Source organism: Pleomorphovibrio marinus, assembly GCF_003347495.1.
Lineage (GTDB): Bacteria > Bacteroidota > Bacteroidia > Cytophagales > Cyclobacteriaceae > Pleomorphovibrio > Pleomorphovibrio marinus.
Window position 1 is genome coordinate 204,787 of the sequence record NZ_QCXY01000012.1, and the last position, 15,074, is coordinate 219,860.

At 41.9% G+C, this 15,074-nt stretch carries 16 protein-coding genes and 1 rRNA gene; 5 read left to right on the plus strand and 12 right to left on the minus strand.

The window, feature by feature from the left end; all coding sequences use genetic code 11:
• Window positions 1-8: 8 nt before the first annotated feature.
• Entirely contained in the window at window positions 9-1,409 is a 1,401-nt protein-coding gene (gene lpdA, locus DB520_RS23505; RefSeq protein WP_114752222.1) for a dihydrolipoyl dehydrogenase, read from the minus strand.
• A 443-nt stretch (window positions 1,410-1,852) separates the two neighbouring features.
• Here lpdA and fabG point away from each other — a divergent pair, with 443 nt between their 5' ends.
• Window positions 1,853-2,599: a 3-oxoacyl-[acyl-carrier-protein] reductase gene (fabG, locus tag DB520_RS23510; RefSeq protein WP_114752223.1), complete on the plus strand. Its 747-nt coding sequence runs from the start codon at window positions 1,853-1,855 to the stop codon at window positions 2,597-2,599.
• Between the two features lie 97 nt (window positions 2,600-2,696).
• Here the strand turns inward: fabG and DB520_RS23515 are convergent, their stop codons facing one another.
• The 6 genes from DB520_RS23515 to DB520_RS23540 form a co-directional block, all read right to left on the minus strand.
• Window positions 2,697-3,833, minus strand: a complete 1,137-nt coding sequence (locus tag DB520_RS23515) for a 1-acyl-sn-glycerol-3-phosphate acyltransferase (protein ID WP_114752224.1) — start codon at window positions 3,831-3,833, stop codon at window positions 2,697-2,699.
• Window positions 3,834-3,982: 149 nt separating this feature from the next.
• Window positions 3,983-4,588, minus strand: coding sequence for a 3-keto-disaccharide hydrolase (locus DB520_RS23520; RefSeq protein WP_198675436.1), 606 nt, complete (start codon window positions 4,586-4,588; stop codon window positions 3,983-3,985).
• Between the two features lie 165 nt (window positions 4,589-4,753).
• Window positions 4,754-5,530 carry a 3-keto-disaccharide hydrolase gene (locus DB520_RS23525; RefSeq protein ID WP_114752225.1) on the minus strand — a complete coding sequence of 259 codons (777 nt, stop codon included), beginning with the start codon at window positions 5,528-5,530 and terminating at the stop codon, window positions 4,754-4,756.
• A gap of 12 nt (window positions 5,531-5,542) precedes the next feature.
• Complete coding sequence (locus tag DB520_RS23530) at window positions 5,543-6,895, minus strand: Gfo/Idh/MocA family protein (protein WP_114752249.1); 1,353 nt, start codon at window positions 6,893-6,895, stop codon at window positions 5,543-5,545.
• 216 nt (window positions 6,896-7,111) lie between these two features.
• Entirely contained in the window at window positions 7,112-7,324 is a 213-nt protein-coding gene (locus DB520_RS23535; protein ID WP_114752226.1) for a hypothetical protein, read from the minus strand.
• 287 nt (window positions 7,325-7,611) lie between these two features.
• Window positions 7,612-8,454, minus strand: a complete 843-nt coding sequence (locus DB520_RS23540; RefSeq protein WP_114752227.1) for a sugar phosphate isomerase/epimerase family protein — start codon at window positions 8,452-8,454, stop codon at window positions 7,612-7,614.
• A gap of 152 nt (window positions 8,455-8,606) precedes the next feature.
• Here DB520_RS23540 and DB520_RS23545 point away from each other — a divergent pair, with 152 nt between their 5' ends.
• The 3 genes from DB520_RS23545 to DB520_RS23555 all read left to right on the plus strand — a co-directional run bounded on the left by DB520_RS23545 (window position 8,607) and on the right by DB520_RS23555 (window position 11,276).
• Complete coding sequence (locus DB520_RS23545) at window positions 8,607-9,368, plus strand: creatininase family protein (protein ID WP_114752228.1); 762 nt, start codon at window positions 8,607-8,609, stop codon at window positions 9,366-9,368.
• Window positions 9,369-9,447: 79 nt separating this feature from the next.
• Window positions 9,448-10,248 carry a pyrroline-5-carboxylate reductase gene (gene proC, locus DB520_RS23550; protein ID WP_114752229.1) on the plus strand — a complete coding sequence of 267 codons (801 nt, stop codon included), beginning with the start codon at window positions 9,448-9,450 and terminating at the stop codon, window positions 10,246-10,248.
• Window positions 10,248-11,276, plus strand: coding sequence for an alpha/beta hydrolase (locus DB520_RS23555; RefSeq protein WP_114752230.1), 1,029 nt, complete (start codon window positions 10,248-10,250; stop codon window positions 11,274-11,276). The genes proC and DB520_RS23555 overlap by 1 nt, the downstream gene beginning before the upstream one ends.
• Here the strand turns inward: DB520_RS23555 and DB520_RS23560 are convergent.
• The 3 genes from DB520_RS23560 to DB520_RS23570 form a co-directional block, all read right to left on the minus strand.
• Window positions 11,273-11,437: a DUF1328 domain-containing protein gene (locus DB520_RS23560; RefSeq protein WP_114752250.1), complete on the minus strand. Its 165-nt coding sequence runs from the start codon at window positions 11,435-11,437 to the stop codon at window positions 11,273-11,275. The genes DB520_RS23555 and DB520_RS23560 overlap by 4 nt on opposite strands.
• 128 nt (window positions 11,438-11,565) lie before the next feature.
• Window positions 11,566-12,510 carry a M48 family metallopeptidase gene (locus tag DB520_RS23565; RefSeq protein ID WP_114752231.1) on the minus strand — a complete coding sequence of 315 codons (945 nt, stop codon included), beginning with the start codon at window positions 12,508-12,510 and terminating at the stop codon, window positions 11,566-11,568.
• Window positions 12,511-12,516: 6 nt separating this feature from the next.
• The gene (locus DB520_RS23570) at window positions 12,517-13,080 is read right to left on the minus strand and encodes a LemA family protein (RefSeq protein WP_114752232.1); all 564 of its coding nucleotides are present in this window, start codon (window positions 13,078-13,080) and stop codon (window positions 12,517-12,519) included.
• 167 nt (window positions 13,081-13,247) lie between these two features.
• On the opposite strand from DB520_RS23570, the gene DB520_RS23575 reads away from it, so the two are divergent.
• Entirely contained in the window at window positions 13,248-13,439 is a 192-nt protein-coding gene (locus tag DB520_RS23575) for a hypothetical protein (RefSeq protein WP_114752233.1), read from the plus strand.
• An 11-nt stretch (window positions 13,440-13,450) separates the two neighbouring features.
• On the opposite strand, the gene DB520_RS23580 is transcribed toward DB520_RS23575, so the two are convergent.
• Window positions 13,451-14,842, minus strand: coding sequence for a transglutaminase-like domain-containing protein (locus DB520_RS23580; protein WP_114752234.1), 1,392 nt, complete (start codon window positions 14,840-14,842; stop codon window positions 13,451-13,453).
• 157 nt (window positions 14,843-14,999) lie between these two features.
• Window positions 15,000-15,074, minus strand: a 5S ribosomal RNA gene (gene rrf / locus DB520_RS27760); the annotation flags it as partial.

Sequence of the window (15,074 nt, forward strand, 5' to 3'; positions counted from 1 at the left end):
TTTGACAATTACAAATGTATCACCTCATCGTAGGCTGCTGCGGCGGCCTCCATAATTGCCTCCGACATCGTAGGGTGCGGATGAACCGTTTTTATCAACTCATGTCCGGTGGTTTCTAACTTCCTAATTGCCACTATTTCAGCAATCAATTCTGTGACATTATAACCGATCATGTGTGCTCCTAGCAACTCCCCGTATTTTGCATCAAAAATTAATTTGACAAAGCCATCTTTAGCACCTGCCGCCGAAGCCTTTCCGGATGCAGAAAACGGGAATTTCCCCACTTTTAACTCGTATCCAGCCTCTTTGGCCTTAGCTTCCGTATATCCTACAGAAGAAATCTCCGGAATACAATAGGTACATCCAGGTATGTTGTTATAGTCCAGGGGTTCAGGATTATGTCCTGCGATTTTCTCCACACAAATGATGCCCTCCGCAGAAGCCACGTGAGCCAAGGCTGGGCCTGTAGTCACATCTCCAATCGCATAATATCCTGGCATATTTGTCTTATAAAACTCATCTACCTTAACCTTGCCCTTATCGACAAGAATGCCTACATCCTCCAATCCGCAATTTTCCACATTGGCTACGACACCCACTGCCGAAAGCACGATGTCACAATCAATCTTTTCCTCTTTGCCATCTTTTGATTTCACCGTCACCTTGCATCCTTTACCCTTGGTGTCCACGTTGGTGACCTCGGTACTGGTCATAATCTTAAGGCCTTTCTTTTTATAAAGCTTTTCCAGGGTTTTGGAAACTTCCTCATCTTCATTGGGGACAATCCTGTCCAGAAACTCCACAATAGTGACATCCACTCCTATGGCACTATATACATAAGCAAATTCCACCCCTATGGCTCCAGATCCCACCACTACCATTTTGGCGGGTTTTTTATCCAAGGTCATGGCTTTTCTGTAGCCTACAACTTTTTCGTTGTCAATTTTCAGATTGGGCAACTCTTTTGCTCGCCCTCCGGTAGCTATGATGATGTGATCGGCACTGTAGGTGGTTTTTTTACCCTCTTTGTCTTCAACCTCCACTTTTTTGCCGGGCTGAACCTTCCCCCAACCCAAGAGAGACTCAATCTTATTCTTTTTCATTAAAAATTGGATACCCTTACTCATCCCATTGGCAACTTCCCGGCTTCTGCCTATCATTCCGGAAAAATCTACTTCGGATTTTCCTACCTTAATGCCATAATCCTCGGCATGGCTGATATATTCAAACACCTGAGCACTTTTGATAAGAGCCTTTGTGGGTATACACCCCCAGTTCAAACAAATACCGCCAAGCTCCTCGGCTTCTACAATGGCTGTTTTTAATCCTAGTTGGGAAGCTCTGATAGCTGCAACGTAGCCACCGGGACCGCTACCTACCACGATCACATCAAATTTTGTTGAAGACATATGTATAAAGTTTGTTATTTCAGATTAGCTATGCAAAAATAAGCTTTTTGACCACAGAAAAAAAATTAACTTCCGAAGTTATGCCGAATGAATTGAAATTCAGAACAGGAAGAAAGCAAAAGAAGAAAACATAATTGAAAAATTCGGAAACATGTGAGAATTGAAATCTTTTTAAATAGGGTAATAATTTTTTTATGTTTCCACTGGTTCAAATATTTCGCACCTTAATTAAAATTGAGTAAAAAGCTTGAAACTTAAAAAATCCATAAAAGATAAAAATCAAATGACCCTTTCTCAGCAATTAAAAGTAAAGCATAACGCAACCTGTTTCTTTCAGATTTTCTCCATTTCCAGACTCCTAGGAACTCTCTTCTTCATTCCTCCTCATATTCCCAATAAATCCTTAATTTTGATCCCAAAATAAAAACCAACCTAAAAGAAACATGGGATTATTATCAGGAAAAACTGCGCTAGTCACTGGCGCATCCAAGGGGATAGGAAGAGCAATCGCCATCAAATATGCTCAGGAAGGAGCCAATGTGGCATTTACATACCTCTCGAATGTAGAAAAAGGGGAAGCATTAGAAAAGGAATTAAGTGAGCTCGGCATAAAAGCCAAAGGGTATAGGTCGGACGCTTCCGATTTCAAAGCCGCAGAGGAACTTATCAACAGCGTCATAGGCGAGTTTGGGACCTTGGACATCCTTATAAATAATGCAGGTGTGACCCGGGATAACCTTTTAATGAGAATGTCGGAAGAGCATTGGGATGAAGTGATCAACATCAATCTAAAATCCTGTTTTAATACCGTAAAGGCTGCTACCAGAACTATGATGAAAGCTAAATCCGGCTCCATCATCAATATCACCTCAGTAGTAGGAGTAAAAGGCAATGCAGGACAAGCAAATTACGCCGCATCAAAGGCCGGAATAATTGGTTTCACAAAATCGGTTGCCCTGGAGTTAGGCTCAAGAAATATCCGCTGCAATGCCGTTGCTCCTGGTTTTATAGAGACCGAAATGACTGCTGTTCTGGACGAGAAAACAGTTCAAGGCTGGAGAGATGGTATTCCTATGAAAAGAGGGGGCAAACCAGAAGAGGTAGCTGATGCCTGTGTCTTTTTGGGTTCCGACATGAGTACTTATATCTCCGGGCAAGTAGTGCAGGTAAACGGGGCCATGTCCACCTAAGTTCAGCACTACCCACCAAATTACGTAAATGGCACCTGGTCAGAAGGAATTATTCGATCCTCTGACCTGGTGTCCTCGTTTTTATCTCTTCCAAAAATCACTTTACAGAAATCAATTTTTGTTTGTTGGCAACAGGGTTGGCATACATGGCCAAGAAATTCCTCACTGCGATAGGGTCTTCTTTATCCACCCCACCTTCAAGTCGCCTTATAAATTCTTCCTTGTCCGCAGGGGAATAGTGATTTGAAAACTCTTCATTTCCTGACATCAAATCCATAGCCACATAGTTTGCAGGCCACAATTTGTAATTGGAAAGGATGGCTCTGTCTATTTCTTCTCCCAACAACTGCAGGTGCCTCTTCAATCCTCCATCCTGTCCAAAAATTTCGTCAACTTCCTCCTGTAAGGGTTTACCCAAGGCCAGGTGGATACGTTTCTTTTGCCCCATGATCCCACTAAGTAAGGTTTTAAAGTCCTCGTTTTTCTCCTTTACGTATATCTCTGCCCTTGATTTGGCCATAAGCTCAGGCATTTTCAACACATCGGTGGGATCATTCTCGTAAGAAATGGCTACCGGTACAATCTTCAGTTGCTTAAAGTAATTTTTATAATCCCCATTATCGCATGCCAAGGACACCATTTTCAAGACTCCTCTTTGGGTCATATCGTTACCGTCCTTCGTCCTACCTTCCCTCTGGGCAATCCAAACCGAGCGGTTTTCGTTTAAAATAGATTTCTTAATATAGGCGGAATTGAGCATTGAGCTTTCCAGCATTGCTCTAGAGGTGAGGTTTCTGTAAACGGTGAAGTTTCTGGTTAGTTTGGACAATGATTTCAGAAAGGGCTTCTTAACCAGGTTGTCACCTATTGCCGAGGTGGTCATTAGACAACCATGTTCGTAGAGCATGGTATTCAAAAAGGAGGTGTCCAATATAATATCCCTATGGTTAGAGATAAACAAGTAGGCTGTGTTTTTACTCAAATGCTCAAAACCAGAGGTAGTAATTCCATGGGAGCTTTTTTCCAATACCTTCTGAACCGCATGATAGATGAAATTTACCTGAAAATCCCTTATAGAATGTGTCCTTAATAGTTGTTCCTTCCATTTTTCTTCTGGAACATCCGGAAAAGTAAAACCCATGATGGCCTCCATCATGGGATGGTCCACAATTTCCCGAAGGGCATAATTGACCTCACTGTCATAAAAAGGTCTTATCGAGTCAAAATCTGGCATATCAAACTACTTACGAAGGCGCAAATTACAAAAAATGATTAAGGTATTTGGCATTAATAGAAGATTCATATACAGCAAAGCCCCATTTCTGGGGCTTCCGCTATGTATATAATAAGGTATAGTCCGTAATTTGGCTACTCCCCAAACGCTTACAACTTCTTAAGTTTGATATCCTTCCATGAAATTTTCAATCCTCCACCGCTGTGGATCTGTAAAGCTATTTGACCTTCTCCCTCTCCTATTTTTTCATCACTGTAATCTACCATTTCTACTCCGTTTAACCATGTGGTGACATGATCTCCCTTCACTCTTACTTTAATGTCATTCCATTCGCCAAATTTGAGGTGCTTATCCTTTTCCGGATCTGGCTTTATCAACCATCCCCTTCCATAGGATTCATAAATCCCGCCAGTATCATCACCAGGAGGGGCCACCTCTACCTGCCACCCCGATACTTTAGTACCTTCAAAATTTGAACGGAAGAAAATACCGCTGTTTCCGTCCCTATCTTGTTTGAATTTGGCAGTTAGCTCAAAGTCTTTGTAGTTTTCTTCAGTTCCTAAATAACCATATTCGGCATCTGGGCCACTTTCTGAAACCAAAACGCCATCCTCAACATACCATTTTTCAGTACCATAGACTATCCATCCCGATAAATCCTTTCCATTGAAAAGTTCAATCTCATCCGAAAAGGTAAAACCCAATACGGCGATTATCCCTAAGGCCGCAATGGCCAGTTGATTTCTTTTTTTCATTATTTTTTGTTTAGTTTTTAAATTGCTCGCACCTGCCCCAGTAAGGCAGGAAGCCTGCCACTGCCTTCCCCGTCCCGTAGCTATCGGGATCGGGGGACATGTTTCGGGGGAATCGCGCATAACTGCTGTTCATAACTCTACGTGACGCTCCCGTCAGGCTCGATTTTATATTCTTCTAATTTTAATATTCTTAAACCAAATTTGACTTCCATGGTCCTGTAAGCCGATCAATCCCGACCTGGATTCACCATAGTCAGGGTAATCCTTCCATTTTCCGGCTCCCTTGCGCTCCTGCCAATCTTCTGACCAAGGTACAAAGCTAACCGTTTTTTTACCATTCAACCAGTAGGAAACTTCCTCCTCCGAAAATCTTATCCTAGTAGTATTCCACTCCCCTGCGGGCCTTACAGCTCCTTCAAAATCGGGATCATACATGCCATAATCCCCGCCAATCGACTGCCATGGCTCAAGATTTTGGGGAAAACCCAATTGGTCTATCATCTGGTATTCGGGGGCAGTATGGTAGGCTACTGGATATTGCTCACCTTCTACAATATGGTAAAAAACTCCGGAATTGCCCCCTTCTTCTATTTTCCAGTCAATGACAATCTCAAAGTTCTCAAACTCTTCCCCCTCATATACAATATCCCCACCGACATCTCCTCCTTCTCCGAGTGACTTGAGTGTACCATTTTCCACAACCCAGTTCTCTGGTAAGGAGGTTTGATTATATCCCCGCCATCCTTCAGCGGTCTTTCCGTCAAAAAGCAATTTCCACCCTTCTTCCTTTTCATCTTCTGTCAGGGTATTGTCAGAAGTAGGTGATTTGACTATTTTTTCCTCAGTCGTGTCACTCTGGTCGGTTCCCTGCCCACAGGCAGCAACCAAAAGGGAAAGAAAAAACAGTCTGAAAAGCCTGGGCAAATTAACAAGTAGCTTCATAATTATATAAGGTTAAACCACTTTCATATTCACTGGGTCCCAAGAAAGGAATCGGTCTTCAAAGTAACTGTCATTACATAACAATGCGGGTGCAGCGGCCCTGAAACCAAAAATTGGATCCTCAATTACTGTTCCATTTTCTCTGATGGCCTTGAAGAAGTTTCCGAAGTGGTCATAATGGGCACCTTTATAGCCCCTTTCTGCCTTGTAAACGGTTTCGGGAGGGGGAAGCAATTTCTTGCGCTGCTCTTCTCCTCCTTGTATCATCTTTGCTTGTTCCTCCAAAAAAGGATCATTGCTGGCGGCAGTCTGATTGGTTTTTACTACTACCTCATCCCATTTCACATCCATGGAACCTTTGGAACCAACAATCTTCAAGTAGGTGGATCCACTGGTACCATCTACGAAGTTACAGCGCAAGGAAAGATTGAACCCAGGGTGCTGTTCCGAATCGGGATATTGAAACATTCCAAGTAAAACATCAGGGACTTCCCTGCCGTCATCCCAATACCTTAAGCCACCCATTGCGGAGATTTTGTCAGGTCCCAGAGATTCCGTAATAAAATGTAAGCTTGTAAACAGGTGTACAAAGAGGTCTCCAGACATACCTGTTCCATAATCAAGGTAATTTCTCCACCTGAAAAACCGCAGCGGGTCAAATGGCCGGTCCTCGGTATTGGAAATATATCTCTTCCAATCCACATTGTTTGCGGAAGCATCCCTTGGAATGGCATATTGCCAAGCACCTTCCGGGGAATGCCTGGCCCAAAACCCCTCCGCATAGTTGATGTCACCAATCACGCCTTGAGCCAGCAACTCTTTGGCTTTCTCATTTCCTAGGGAGGAAATCCCTTGGCTTCCAACAATGAAAACCTTCCCGGACTTCTTCCAAGCATCAATCAGCGCATGGCCTTCTTTTACAGAGTGGACCATTGGTTTTTCACAATAAACATGCTTGCCTGCATTCAATGCATCAATGCTGATCTGTTGGTGCCAGTGGTCCGGGGTGCCAATGATAACTGCATCAATATCTTCTCTCTTGAGGATTTCCTTATGGTCCTTGGTGACGAAAAGGTGTTGTCCCCATTTTTCCTTGGCGCTCTCCAACCTACCATCGTAAAGGTCGCAAACTGCTACCACTTCTACATTGGTATGCCTCAAGGCAGTATTGAGATCTTCCGTACCCATTATCCCTGCACCGATCAAGGCTAGTTTAATTTCCTTTTGTGCCGCAGTTGTTTGATTCCTGCTGATAATATTAAAAGGTGCTGGCTTATTAGCTTCAGCAAAGGCCGTAGGAACTAGGGCAGAAGCTGCACCTGCTAATCCTAACCGTTTTAGGAAAAGGCGTCTTTTATTACTCATTTTACTTAGGTTTATGTTCAACCCCTAAGATAAACAACTTGGATAAGTAATGATAAATTTTTTCAGATAAATCATGTACTTATTCAATATTTTTTAAAAACGGTAATTAAGTCTACTGAAAAAGCATTGCTTTAGTAAGGCTAAAAAAAAGAATGAAGCAGGTTTCCAAAAGAAAACGCACTTCATTCTTAGTAATCAACTTCTTTTCCTTTTTGGTTAAGCCAATGCTTTTTTACCAAAAGTGGATTTGCTCCTTAGCAGGTAATAGACAAAACCTAACTGGGGCACAATAAGTAAAATGGATTTAGCTAAGAAACCCTCTGTGCCTGTCGTCAAACCTATTTCCAACAATTCAACAATGGCCAATATGGCTAATACACTCACTAAGGCAAAAACGTTGGCCCAAATTAATTTTGCTTGATTTTTCATACTATTAACGTTATTAAAAATTAAAAACTTTCAACTTCAGCACTTCTTCCCTTCAGTTCAAAAACCAAAACTGAGAGTAAATTTATTTAATAAAAAAGAAAGATTCAAGTAAAAAAGTAAATTAAAATTTTGCGAAAACAACAACTTACATACTTTTTTATCTTACATTAAATAAACTGCTGTTTAATATTTCAATTCTGTAGTTTATGCAATAATTAAAAAACAAAAAAAAAGCAGTTCGGAAAAATGAACTGCTTTCTGTATAAAATGCTAAGATACTTATGGAGCTACCTGGCGTCCTGTACACCACGGAAATACCCCACTGACTCCGAAATCCCTTGAAGGGGAGTTTTCATGTCTTTTTCGTATTCAAGACTACACTTTCCATCGTAATTGACTTTCCTCAACATATCTACGAAGGCCGGAATATCTATCACCCCCCTGCCTAATTCACAGGTTTTACCTTCGTCCTTTGCCTCAGTGACATTCTTCAGGTGAATATCGTGGATCCTGTCAATATAGGTTTCCAGGTCTTTCACAGGGTCCCGGCCATCCCTCATATTATGCCCCATGTCAAAGCAAAGACCTATTCTAGCATCCAAGTCCTTTATTAAGTCCACTGCTACCTTGGCATTGGGATAAAGCTTGTCCTCAGGGCCGTGGTTGTGAATGGCATACTTCATATCATATTCCTTCACCTTGCCTTCAAGGTACTTTAAATCTTCATGCATGGGAATACCCACGATCATGTCCACACCCACCCTTTTGGCATACTCGAATCCCTCGTCTATTTCTTTTCTGGTTTTCATGTAGATGGGCCCTACTGCATAGCCCTTTACGTTGGAAGCTGCAAGCTGTTCATGGAAAGCTTTTATTTCTGCCTCTGAGCTTTCAAGGGGAAGGTGAAAGTCTTTTATGCATAGGTAGGTCACCTCCAGCTTGCTGATCATTTCAAGGGATTCCTTGAGGTCAAAGTGCCTGAATGTATATCCTGCGAACCCTAAATCAAATGGATCCTCTTTTTTTGAATTGGGTTTGGCCATCGAAGGTGCTGTGGCCAAGGCCGATCCCATTACCATTCCCAGCACGCTTTTCTTTACAAATTCTCTTCTACTTTTTTTGCTAGCCATTTTATCGGTTATTGAGTTTACATAAATTGAATTCCATCTCAGTTTCAAGTTGACCCAAATATAAAGGCTAGAAAAAAAACGCAAGTGGTTTTTAAGAAAAATTTATAGTTTATTTACGTTGGTAGAATTATAAAATTAGATTATTCACGACTATGAGACCTTATATTTTAGCTGAAACCAACCTGAAAAACCTGAAAAAAGAAAAGATTGAATTGGCAATATTGCCATGGGGTGCCACTGAAGCACACAACTATCATCTCCCATACGGCACAGATGTATATGAGGCAGATGCCATCGCGGCTGAATCTGCTAAAATAGCTTGGGAATCAGGAGCTAAGGTTATGGTTTTCCCTACAGTTCCATTTGGGGTAAACACGGGACAATCGGATATATTTCTGGATTTAAACCTAAATCCGAGCACACAGTTTTCCATTATTAAAGATCTGGTAGAGGTATTACATAGGCAGGGGATTTACAAACTGCTGCTTTTTAACAGCCACGGCGGCAATGATTTCAAAACCATATTGCGTGAAATAGGACTACAATACCCGGAAATGTTTTTCAGCACCTGCAATTGGTTTCAGGCCATGGACAAGTCCCGCTACTTTGAACACGAGGGTGACCATGCGGATGAAATGGAAACCAGTCTGATCCAATATTTGCACCCGAAGCTTGTGCTGCCGTTGGAGGAAGCCGGTGATGGGAAAGAAAAAAAATCCAAGGTGAAAGGCATCAGGGAAGGATGGGCATGGTCTGAACGCAGATGGTCCATGGTAACGGCAGACACAGGAATCGGCAACCCAAAGGCATCCTCAGCGGAAAAAGGGGAACGTTTCTTTAAAGACGTGACTAAAAAAATGGCTGAATTGATGATAGATATCGCAAAATTGGACGTGGCAAATCGCTATGAATAACGCTACCCTTGAGGATTTGACTTTACATTATAGGTTTGTCACAATAAAGTTTAATTTTGCCCAGTGAAATAAAAACCATATGAACGAAGATTATAAAATCGCCATTATCGGCTGCGGTAACTTGGGGCTTTCCATCGTCAACGGCCTATTGGATACCAGGGGGTTTTACGGTCAAAACCTCATCGTGACCAAAAGGCACCCAGAGAGTTTGTTTTATCTGAAAGCACAGGGCATTAATGTATTGTCAGACAACAAGGAGGCGGCCAAGCAGGCAGATATGGTGGTACTAGGTGTGAAACCCTATAACGTTTCTAGCATATTACAGGAGATAAATCCTGTGTTGGACAAGGATAAGCAGGTAATTGTTTCCTTGGCCACAGGAATCACTTTGGAAACCATCTTAAGTCTTGTGGATAAAGAAACCACTGTATTCAGGGTAATGCCTAATATAGCAGCAGATATCCAAGAATCCGTTACTTGTATTTGTGGTAAAAACTTCAACCCCAAAACCGAAGAAATTGTACACAAAATGTTCAATTCCATAGGGATTACCATAAGCATCGAAGAGCACCTCATGGAAGCAGCTACCGTATTGGGAGCATGCGGTATTGCCTTCGTAATGCGGTTTATGCGAGCGATGACCCAAGGCGGGATCCAAATTGGTTTTGATGCCAAAACCGCCAATAAAATTGTAAACCAAACAGTGAAGGGAGCAGCCGAACTAATCATCAAGAAGGGCATTCATCCGGAAGCGGCTATTGATAAAGTTACCACCCCCAAGGGCTGTACCATTGTAGGCCTTAATGAAATGGAGCATCATGGGTTTAGTGCTGCCATGGTAAGGGGAGTCCTTGCCTCCTACAAAGACATAGAAAAATAATGAAAAAAATCGTTGTTTGGCTCATGGGCATTGCCATTCTCTTGGCACTACTATACATGGTGGGTCCCAAAGAAAAAGTAAGGCCTCTGGAAGGGGCGTATCCTATAGTTCCATCAGATCTTAATGAGCTGGAGTCCTTTATTACTAATAGGGAAGATACGGTGGAAGGCCTGAAGGCCAATAACGAGGCCCGTATCATTTGGGCAGATGAGGGCAACAAAACAAAAACACCTTTTAGCATTGTTTACATCCATGGCTTTGGGGCGAGCCAAATGGAGGGAGACCCCGTGCATAGAAAAATAGCAGAAAGGTTCCAGGCAAATTTATATTTAAGCCGGCTTCCTGAGCATGGCATTAAAAGGGAGGATGCTTTCTCACATCTTTCTCCAGAGAAACTGGTGGAAGGGGCTAGGGAGGCTTACAGTATTGCTCAGGCATTAGGGGATTCGGTTATCGTGGTTGGGACATCCATGGGTGGTGCATTGTCAATAGTACTGGCCTCAGAAAGACCTGAAATCAAAGGTCTTTTGCTATACTCTCCCTGCATAGAGGTTTATGGAGACCCGCTGGGTGCTTTTTTTAGGCCTTGGTCAAAGGTTATCATGAAGGCTTTCATGACAAACGACCAGGGTGTCCAAATGGTGGAAAGAGAAGGGGATAAGGCGAAATATTGGTCTGAAGAATATCACATCAATGCTTATACCAGTCTGGCCATTCTACTGAAAAGCAAAATGAACAGGGATACCTTTGGTCAAGTTCAGCAACCTTTGTTTATGGGCTATTATTATAAAGATGAAGAAAACCAAGATAAGGTAGTATCTGTCAATGCCATGCTGGATATGTATGAGAAAGTAAGTACTCCAGCAGGTAAGAAAAGAAAACTGGCCTTCCCAAACGCCGGAGATCACGTTATTTCTTCCAGCATCACTACAGATGATTGGGAAAAAGTTTACAATGAAAGTATATTATTTATAGAAGAAATTTTAGGTGTCCCCATTCTGCAGGATGCCCTGATAGATTCATTTTAGAATCCACTTATTACCCCAATGATAAGGGCTATTGCCAAAAGCGTAAGAAACAGATAAAAAATAATCTTAGCCAGAGAGGCCAATCCCTTTACCAAACCGGTAAATGCAAAGATAGCCGCAACAAATACAACTATTAAGAAAACTATTATCCAAGTTAACATTTCCATATTATTTAAATTAAAACCTGCCTTCCCAATAAAACAATATAAGCCAAAAGGAATAAATAAGTTATTGCAATAAACAGATCAAATATTGATCCAAAAAAAATATTGACAGGTGTAAATAGATTTTAGAACTGTTCCAGAACCTTAATACGCTTTTCTATTGGCGGATGTGTGGCAAATAATCCTGTGATGGCCGACATCATACCTGAGGACTTATCCGGTCTATTTTCAATAAACAATTCAGCCACATCGTCGCTTTTTACACTTTTCACCTGGTAGTTTCCGGAAATTTTGCGAAGAGCAGAAGCCAATGCCCAAGGTTTCTTGGTCATTTCGGCAGCCCCACTGTCAGCCATATATTCCCGCTTTCTGGAGATTGCAAATCTAAAGAGCATACTTAGTAAAAAGGCAATAAATGCGATTACCATGGCGATAATTAAAGCCTTGTTATCATCCTTACCCCTCCTTCTACCTGCCCCATATAGCATGCTTCTGAAGAGAATTTGAGCAATAAACGAAAATATACCTACAAAGATGATAGAAATAATAAGTAACCTAACATCCCTGTTTCTGATATGCATTAACTCATGGGCAATCACCCCCTCAAGTTCCTCGTCATTCAGCTTGTTCATTATCCCCCTTGTCAGAGTAACCGTATAGGTTTTTTCGTTAATCCCACTAGCAAAGGCATTAAGAGCATCATCCTCGATGATGTTTACCTTAGGCATACGCATTCCTTTACTTATACAAAGGTTTTCGACCAAGTTATATACCCTCATATTTTCTTTTCTTTCCAAAGGTTTGGCTCCAGCTGCACTATTGATCATGCTACTGTGAAAGAGAAAAGCGATGGCAAACCAAATTCCTACCGCTATGATTACACCTGGAATTACCTGAACAAAGGTTTCGTTCACTGCATTTACCTCAGGTGCCTGTCCTTCACTAGGGTAGGTGAGATAGACAAATAAGTAAACTGCTCCCAATATCAAGAGCGGAAAGCCCAACAACAAGAGAACAGAACGAAAGTTGTTCCTTCTAATTTGGGACTGAATCCCTACATAAGATGCCATATAGAATTAAAATTTGATATCAGGTGCTTTGTCCAACCTTTCTCTTTCTGAAGTACCCACATCAAACATAGGCTCCCTATGAAAACCAAACATGCCTGCTATGATATTCGAGGGGAAACTTTGCACGGCTACGTTATATTCCCTGGTGGCGGAGTTAAAATACCTACGAGAAGCTGCCAATTTGTTTTCCACATCCGATATTTCATTTTGCAATTGCAAAAAGTTGGTGTTGGCCTTAAGGTCTGGATAAGCTTCTACTTGGACTCTCAACCCCTGCAAAGCACTGCCAAGTTCTTGTTCAGCCTGTATTTTTCCCTCTATACTGGAGGCATTCATTGCTTTGGCCCTGGCTTCGGTGACTCTAAGCAAGACACCTGCCTCATGCTCCATATAGCCTTTGACTGCATTTACCAACTGGGGTATTAGATCATGCCTCTGCTTAAGTTGAACATCTATATCTGCAAAGGCATTTTCCCTGTTGTTTTTAAAGGATATAAGTTTGTTGTAAAGCGAAACCACAAAAATGACCAATACTGCGGCCACAATTATTACAATTAGCGTAGTACTCATGAAACAAGTTAGTTTAGATGAACATCTTTTTCAATATTAACCAAATTTACTTAAAAAAAACCGTTCCAAGCCTACAGATTAATCCAAAGTTTGAATTGAAATTATTGGAATAGGGTTCATTTAAAAGTACCTTAGGAAATAACTTTACTAAACATCTCTAAATAATTATGCGAAAGGTAAACAAACTGAAAGTATTCACCCTTTGGATGGCATTATTTGGGTTCTTGTTGGTGGCACCACTAAGTTCCTGCGGTAACAAAAAGGAATCGAGTGATACTGAAAGCCAAGAACACCCTTCGGATGAGCATCCTGGTGACAACGATGAACATCCAAGTGATAGTGAGGAACACCCTAACTAAACTAGTGGAGTTCAATTCCGGTTGCTGACAATTCTTTCAAAAGAAAAGTTGGTGGCAACCGGTACTTTTTCACTTTCTACCTCCATTATAGGGTAGGCAAGAAAGTTAATAGAACCAGAATGTGGGCCTGGTGATACCCTTATGTCCCTCCCCCTGCTCAGTTCGATCCTGTTTGCCGGATGCCGCCCAAAATAGTACGTAGATAAGGCCGTATATTTATTTCCCTCACTTATATCCACAGGCCACCATTTTTCCTCGGCATAAAACTCCGCCCAACAGTGATATCCATCAATCCCCCCCTCATTTCTTTCGGAAGGAATAGAAGCACCTATTGCAAAACGAGCGGGAATTCCTATGGATCTGGCCAATGAAATAAAAAAACTGTGAAACTCCGTACAATTACCGGTTTTACTGTCGCAGGCATAATTAGCGTCGCCGCTTCCATAATTACCGGTTTTCATATATTTCATGTTGTCAATGATATAATCATAAAGTGCTCGGGCCTGCACCAGTTTATTGTCTTTTTCGATTCCCCTGATGATCCTATCTCCGATTTCTGCAAACCTACCCCCTACAGGAAGTAGACTGTCTGGTTCTAAATATTTTTCAGGATTTTCGAACCCATTCTCATAAGGCCCTTTCTCTTTCCTTCTTACACGGTAAACAACCCTGATTTCTTCACCATTATGCTCAGGGGACAGCTCCAGGTAAACAACGGTGTTTCCATATTCGTCGTCTTTGAGCAACCGATGTTCCACTGGCACTGTAATGCTTCTTACCTCCACTTCCTGAAAACTATCACTTTGCGCTAAGGGTATCCACAGCCTGGAAGTTCCCTTTACCTCGGGAATTTCAAAACTATAAGTGAATTGAAAACTGTCTTCTCCTTCTATTACTCCCAAAAGATCAGCATCAGCCCCATCCACAGCAACTTTCTCCCAGGTTTTATCCGGAAGTTGTTGCCAGGTATAAAACGGTTTGCCGTTTAACTTATGAAGACTCGTTGAGGTTACTTTCATGGCGCCTGGTTCTCCTTCCATAAAAAAGTCGACGTCGTAAACATCCCCGTTTTGGTCGGCTAGGTCCACACAGGCAAAGAATCGCTCTGGGCCGAGGTTGGATAGGTATTCGGTGTGAACCCTAACCAGCTTTAGCCTAAGTTCATTCCCTTTATCCTCAATCACAAAATATCCGTCATTCTCCTCGGCGTAGGCATCTATAAATCCTTTGATTCCTTCCTCTATTTCAGAAATTTTCGCTTTTTGTCTCGGGGGATTGGAAACCACTTCTTCTTGAGCCTGACTTGACTCTGTCGCCGAAGGTTCAGTGCCACAGGCACATAGTAAAAAGTAAATGATTACTGAATTAATCCAAATGTTAATAGTAAATCGGTGAGTTTGCATTTCAGTCCTTGATGTTGGTAAATTCTGTATTTCCCAAAGATAAACCAATTCACGGCATATATGAGCTATTGCCCCCATTTATAGGAGTGGAACGTTTGAGGTTCTGAAATTCAATACATAAAAAAAGCCACCTTGGCTGAACCAAGGTGGCTGATGAATGTGGCGGCGGCCTACTCTCCCGGGAGTAACCCCAGTACCATCGGCGCTGCGGGGCTTAACTTCTCTGTTCGGG

Excerpts from the sequence above, each read along its gene's own strand:
- DB520_RS23515 (WP_114752224.1), bottom strand. The coding sequence starts at position 3,833 with ATGCCAGATTTTGACTCGATAAGACCTTTTTATGACAGTGAGGTCAAT.
- DB520_RS23530 (WP_114752249.1), bottom strand. The coding sequence starts at position 6,895 with ATGAGTAATAAAAGACGCCTTTTCCTAAAACGGTTAGGATTAGCAGGT.
- DB520_RS23565 (WP_114752231.1), bottom strand. The coding sequence starts at position 12,510 with ATGGCATCTTATGTAGGGATTCAGTCCCAAATTAGAAGGAACAACTTT.
- DB520_RS23575 (WP_114752233.1), top strand. The coding sequence starts at position 13,248 with ATGCGAAAGGTAAACAAACTGAAAGTATTCACCCTTTGGATGGCATTA.
- DB520_RS23520 (WP_198675436.1), bottom strand. The coding sequence starts at position 4,588 with ATGAAAAAAAGAAATCAACTGGCCATTGCGGCCTTAGGGATAATCGCC.
- DB520_RS23540 (WP_114752227.1), bottom strand. The coding sequence starts at position 8,454 with ATGGCTAGCAAAAAAAGTAGAAGAGAATTTGTAAAGAAAAGCGTGCTG.
- DB520_RS23545 (WP_114752228.1), top strand. The coding sequence starts at position 8,607 with ATGAGACCTTATATTTTAGCTGAAACCAACCTGAAAAACCTGAAAAAA.
- fabG (WP_114752223.1), top strand. The coding sequence starts at position 1,853 with ATGGGATTATTATCAGGAAAAACTGCGCTAGTCACTGGCGCATCCAAG.
- DB520_RS23555 (WP_114752230.1), top strand. The coding sequence starts at position 10,248 with ATGAAAAAAATCGTTGTTTGGCTCATGGGCATTGCCATTCTCTTGGCA.
- DB520_RS23560 (WP_114752250.1), bottom strand. The coding sequence starts at position 11,437 with ATGTTAACTTGGATAATAGTTTTCTTAATAGTTGTATTTGTTGCGGCT.
- DB520_RS23570 (WP_114752232.1), bottom strand. The coding sequence starts at position 13,080 with ATGAGTACTACGCTAATTGTAATAATTGTGGCCGCAGTATTGGTCATT.
- proC (WP_114752229.1), top strand. The coding sequence starts at position 9,448 with ATGAACGAAGATTATAAAATCGCCATTATCGGCTGCGGTAACTTGGGG.
- DB520_RS23580 (WP_114752234.1), bottom strand. The coding sequence starts at position 14,842 with ATGCAAACTCACCGATTTACTATTAACATTTGGATTAATTCAGTAATC.
- DB520_RS23535 (WP_114752226.1), bottom strand. The coding sequence starts at position 7,324 with ATGAAAAATCAAGCAAAATTAATTTGGGCCAACGTTTTTGCCTTAGTG.
- DB520_RS23525 (WP_114752225.1), bottom strand. The coding sequence starts at position 5,530 with ATGAAGCTACTTGTTAATTTGCCCAGGCTTTTCAGACTGTTTTTTCTT.
- lpdA (WP_114752222.1), bottom strand. The coding sequence starts at position 1,409 with ATGTCTTCAACAAAATTTGATGTGATCGTGGTAGGTAGCGGTCCCGGT.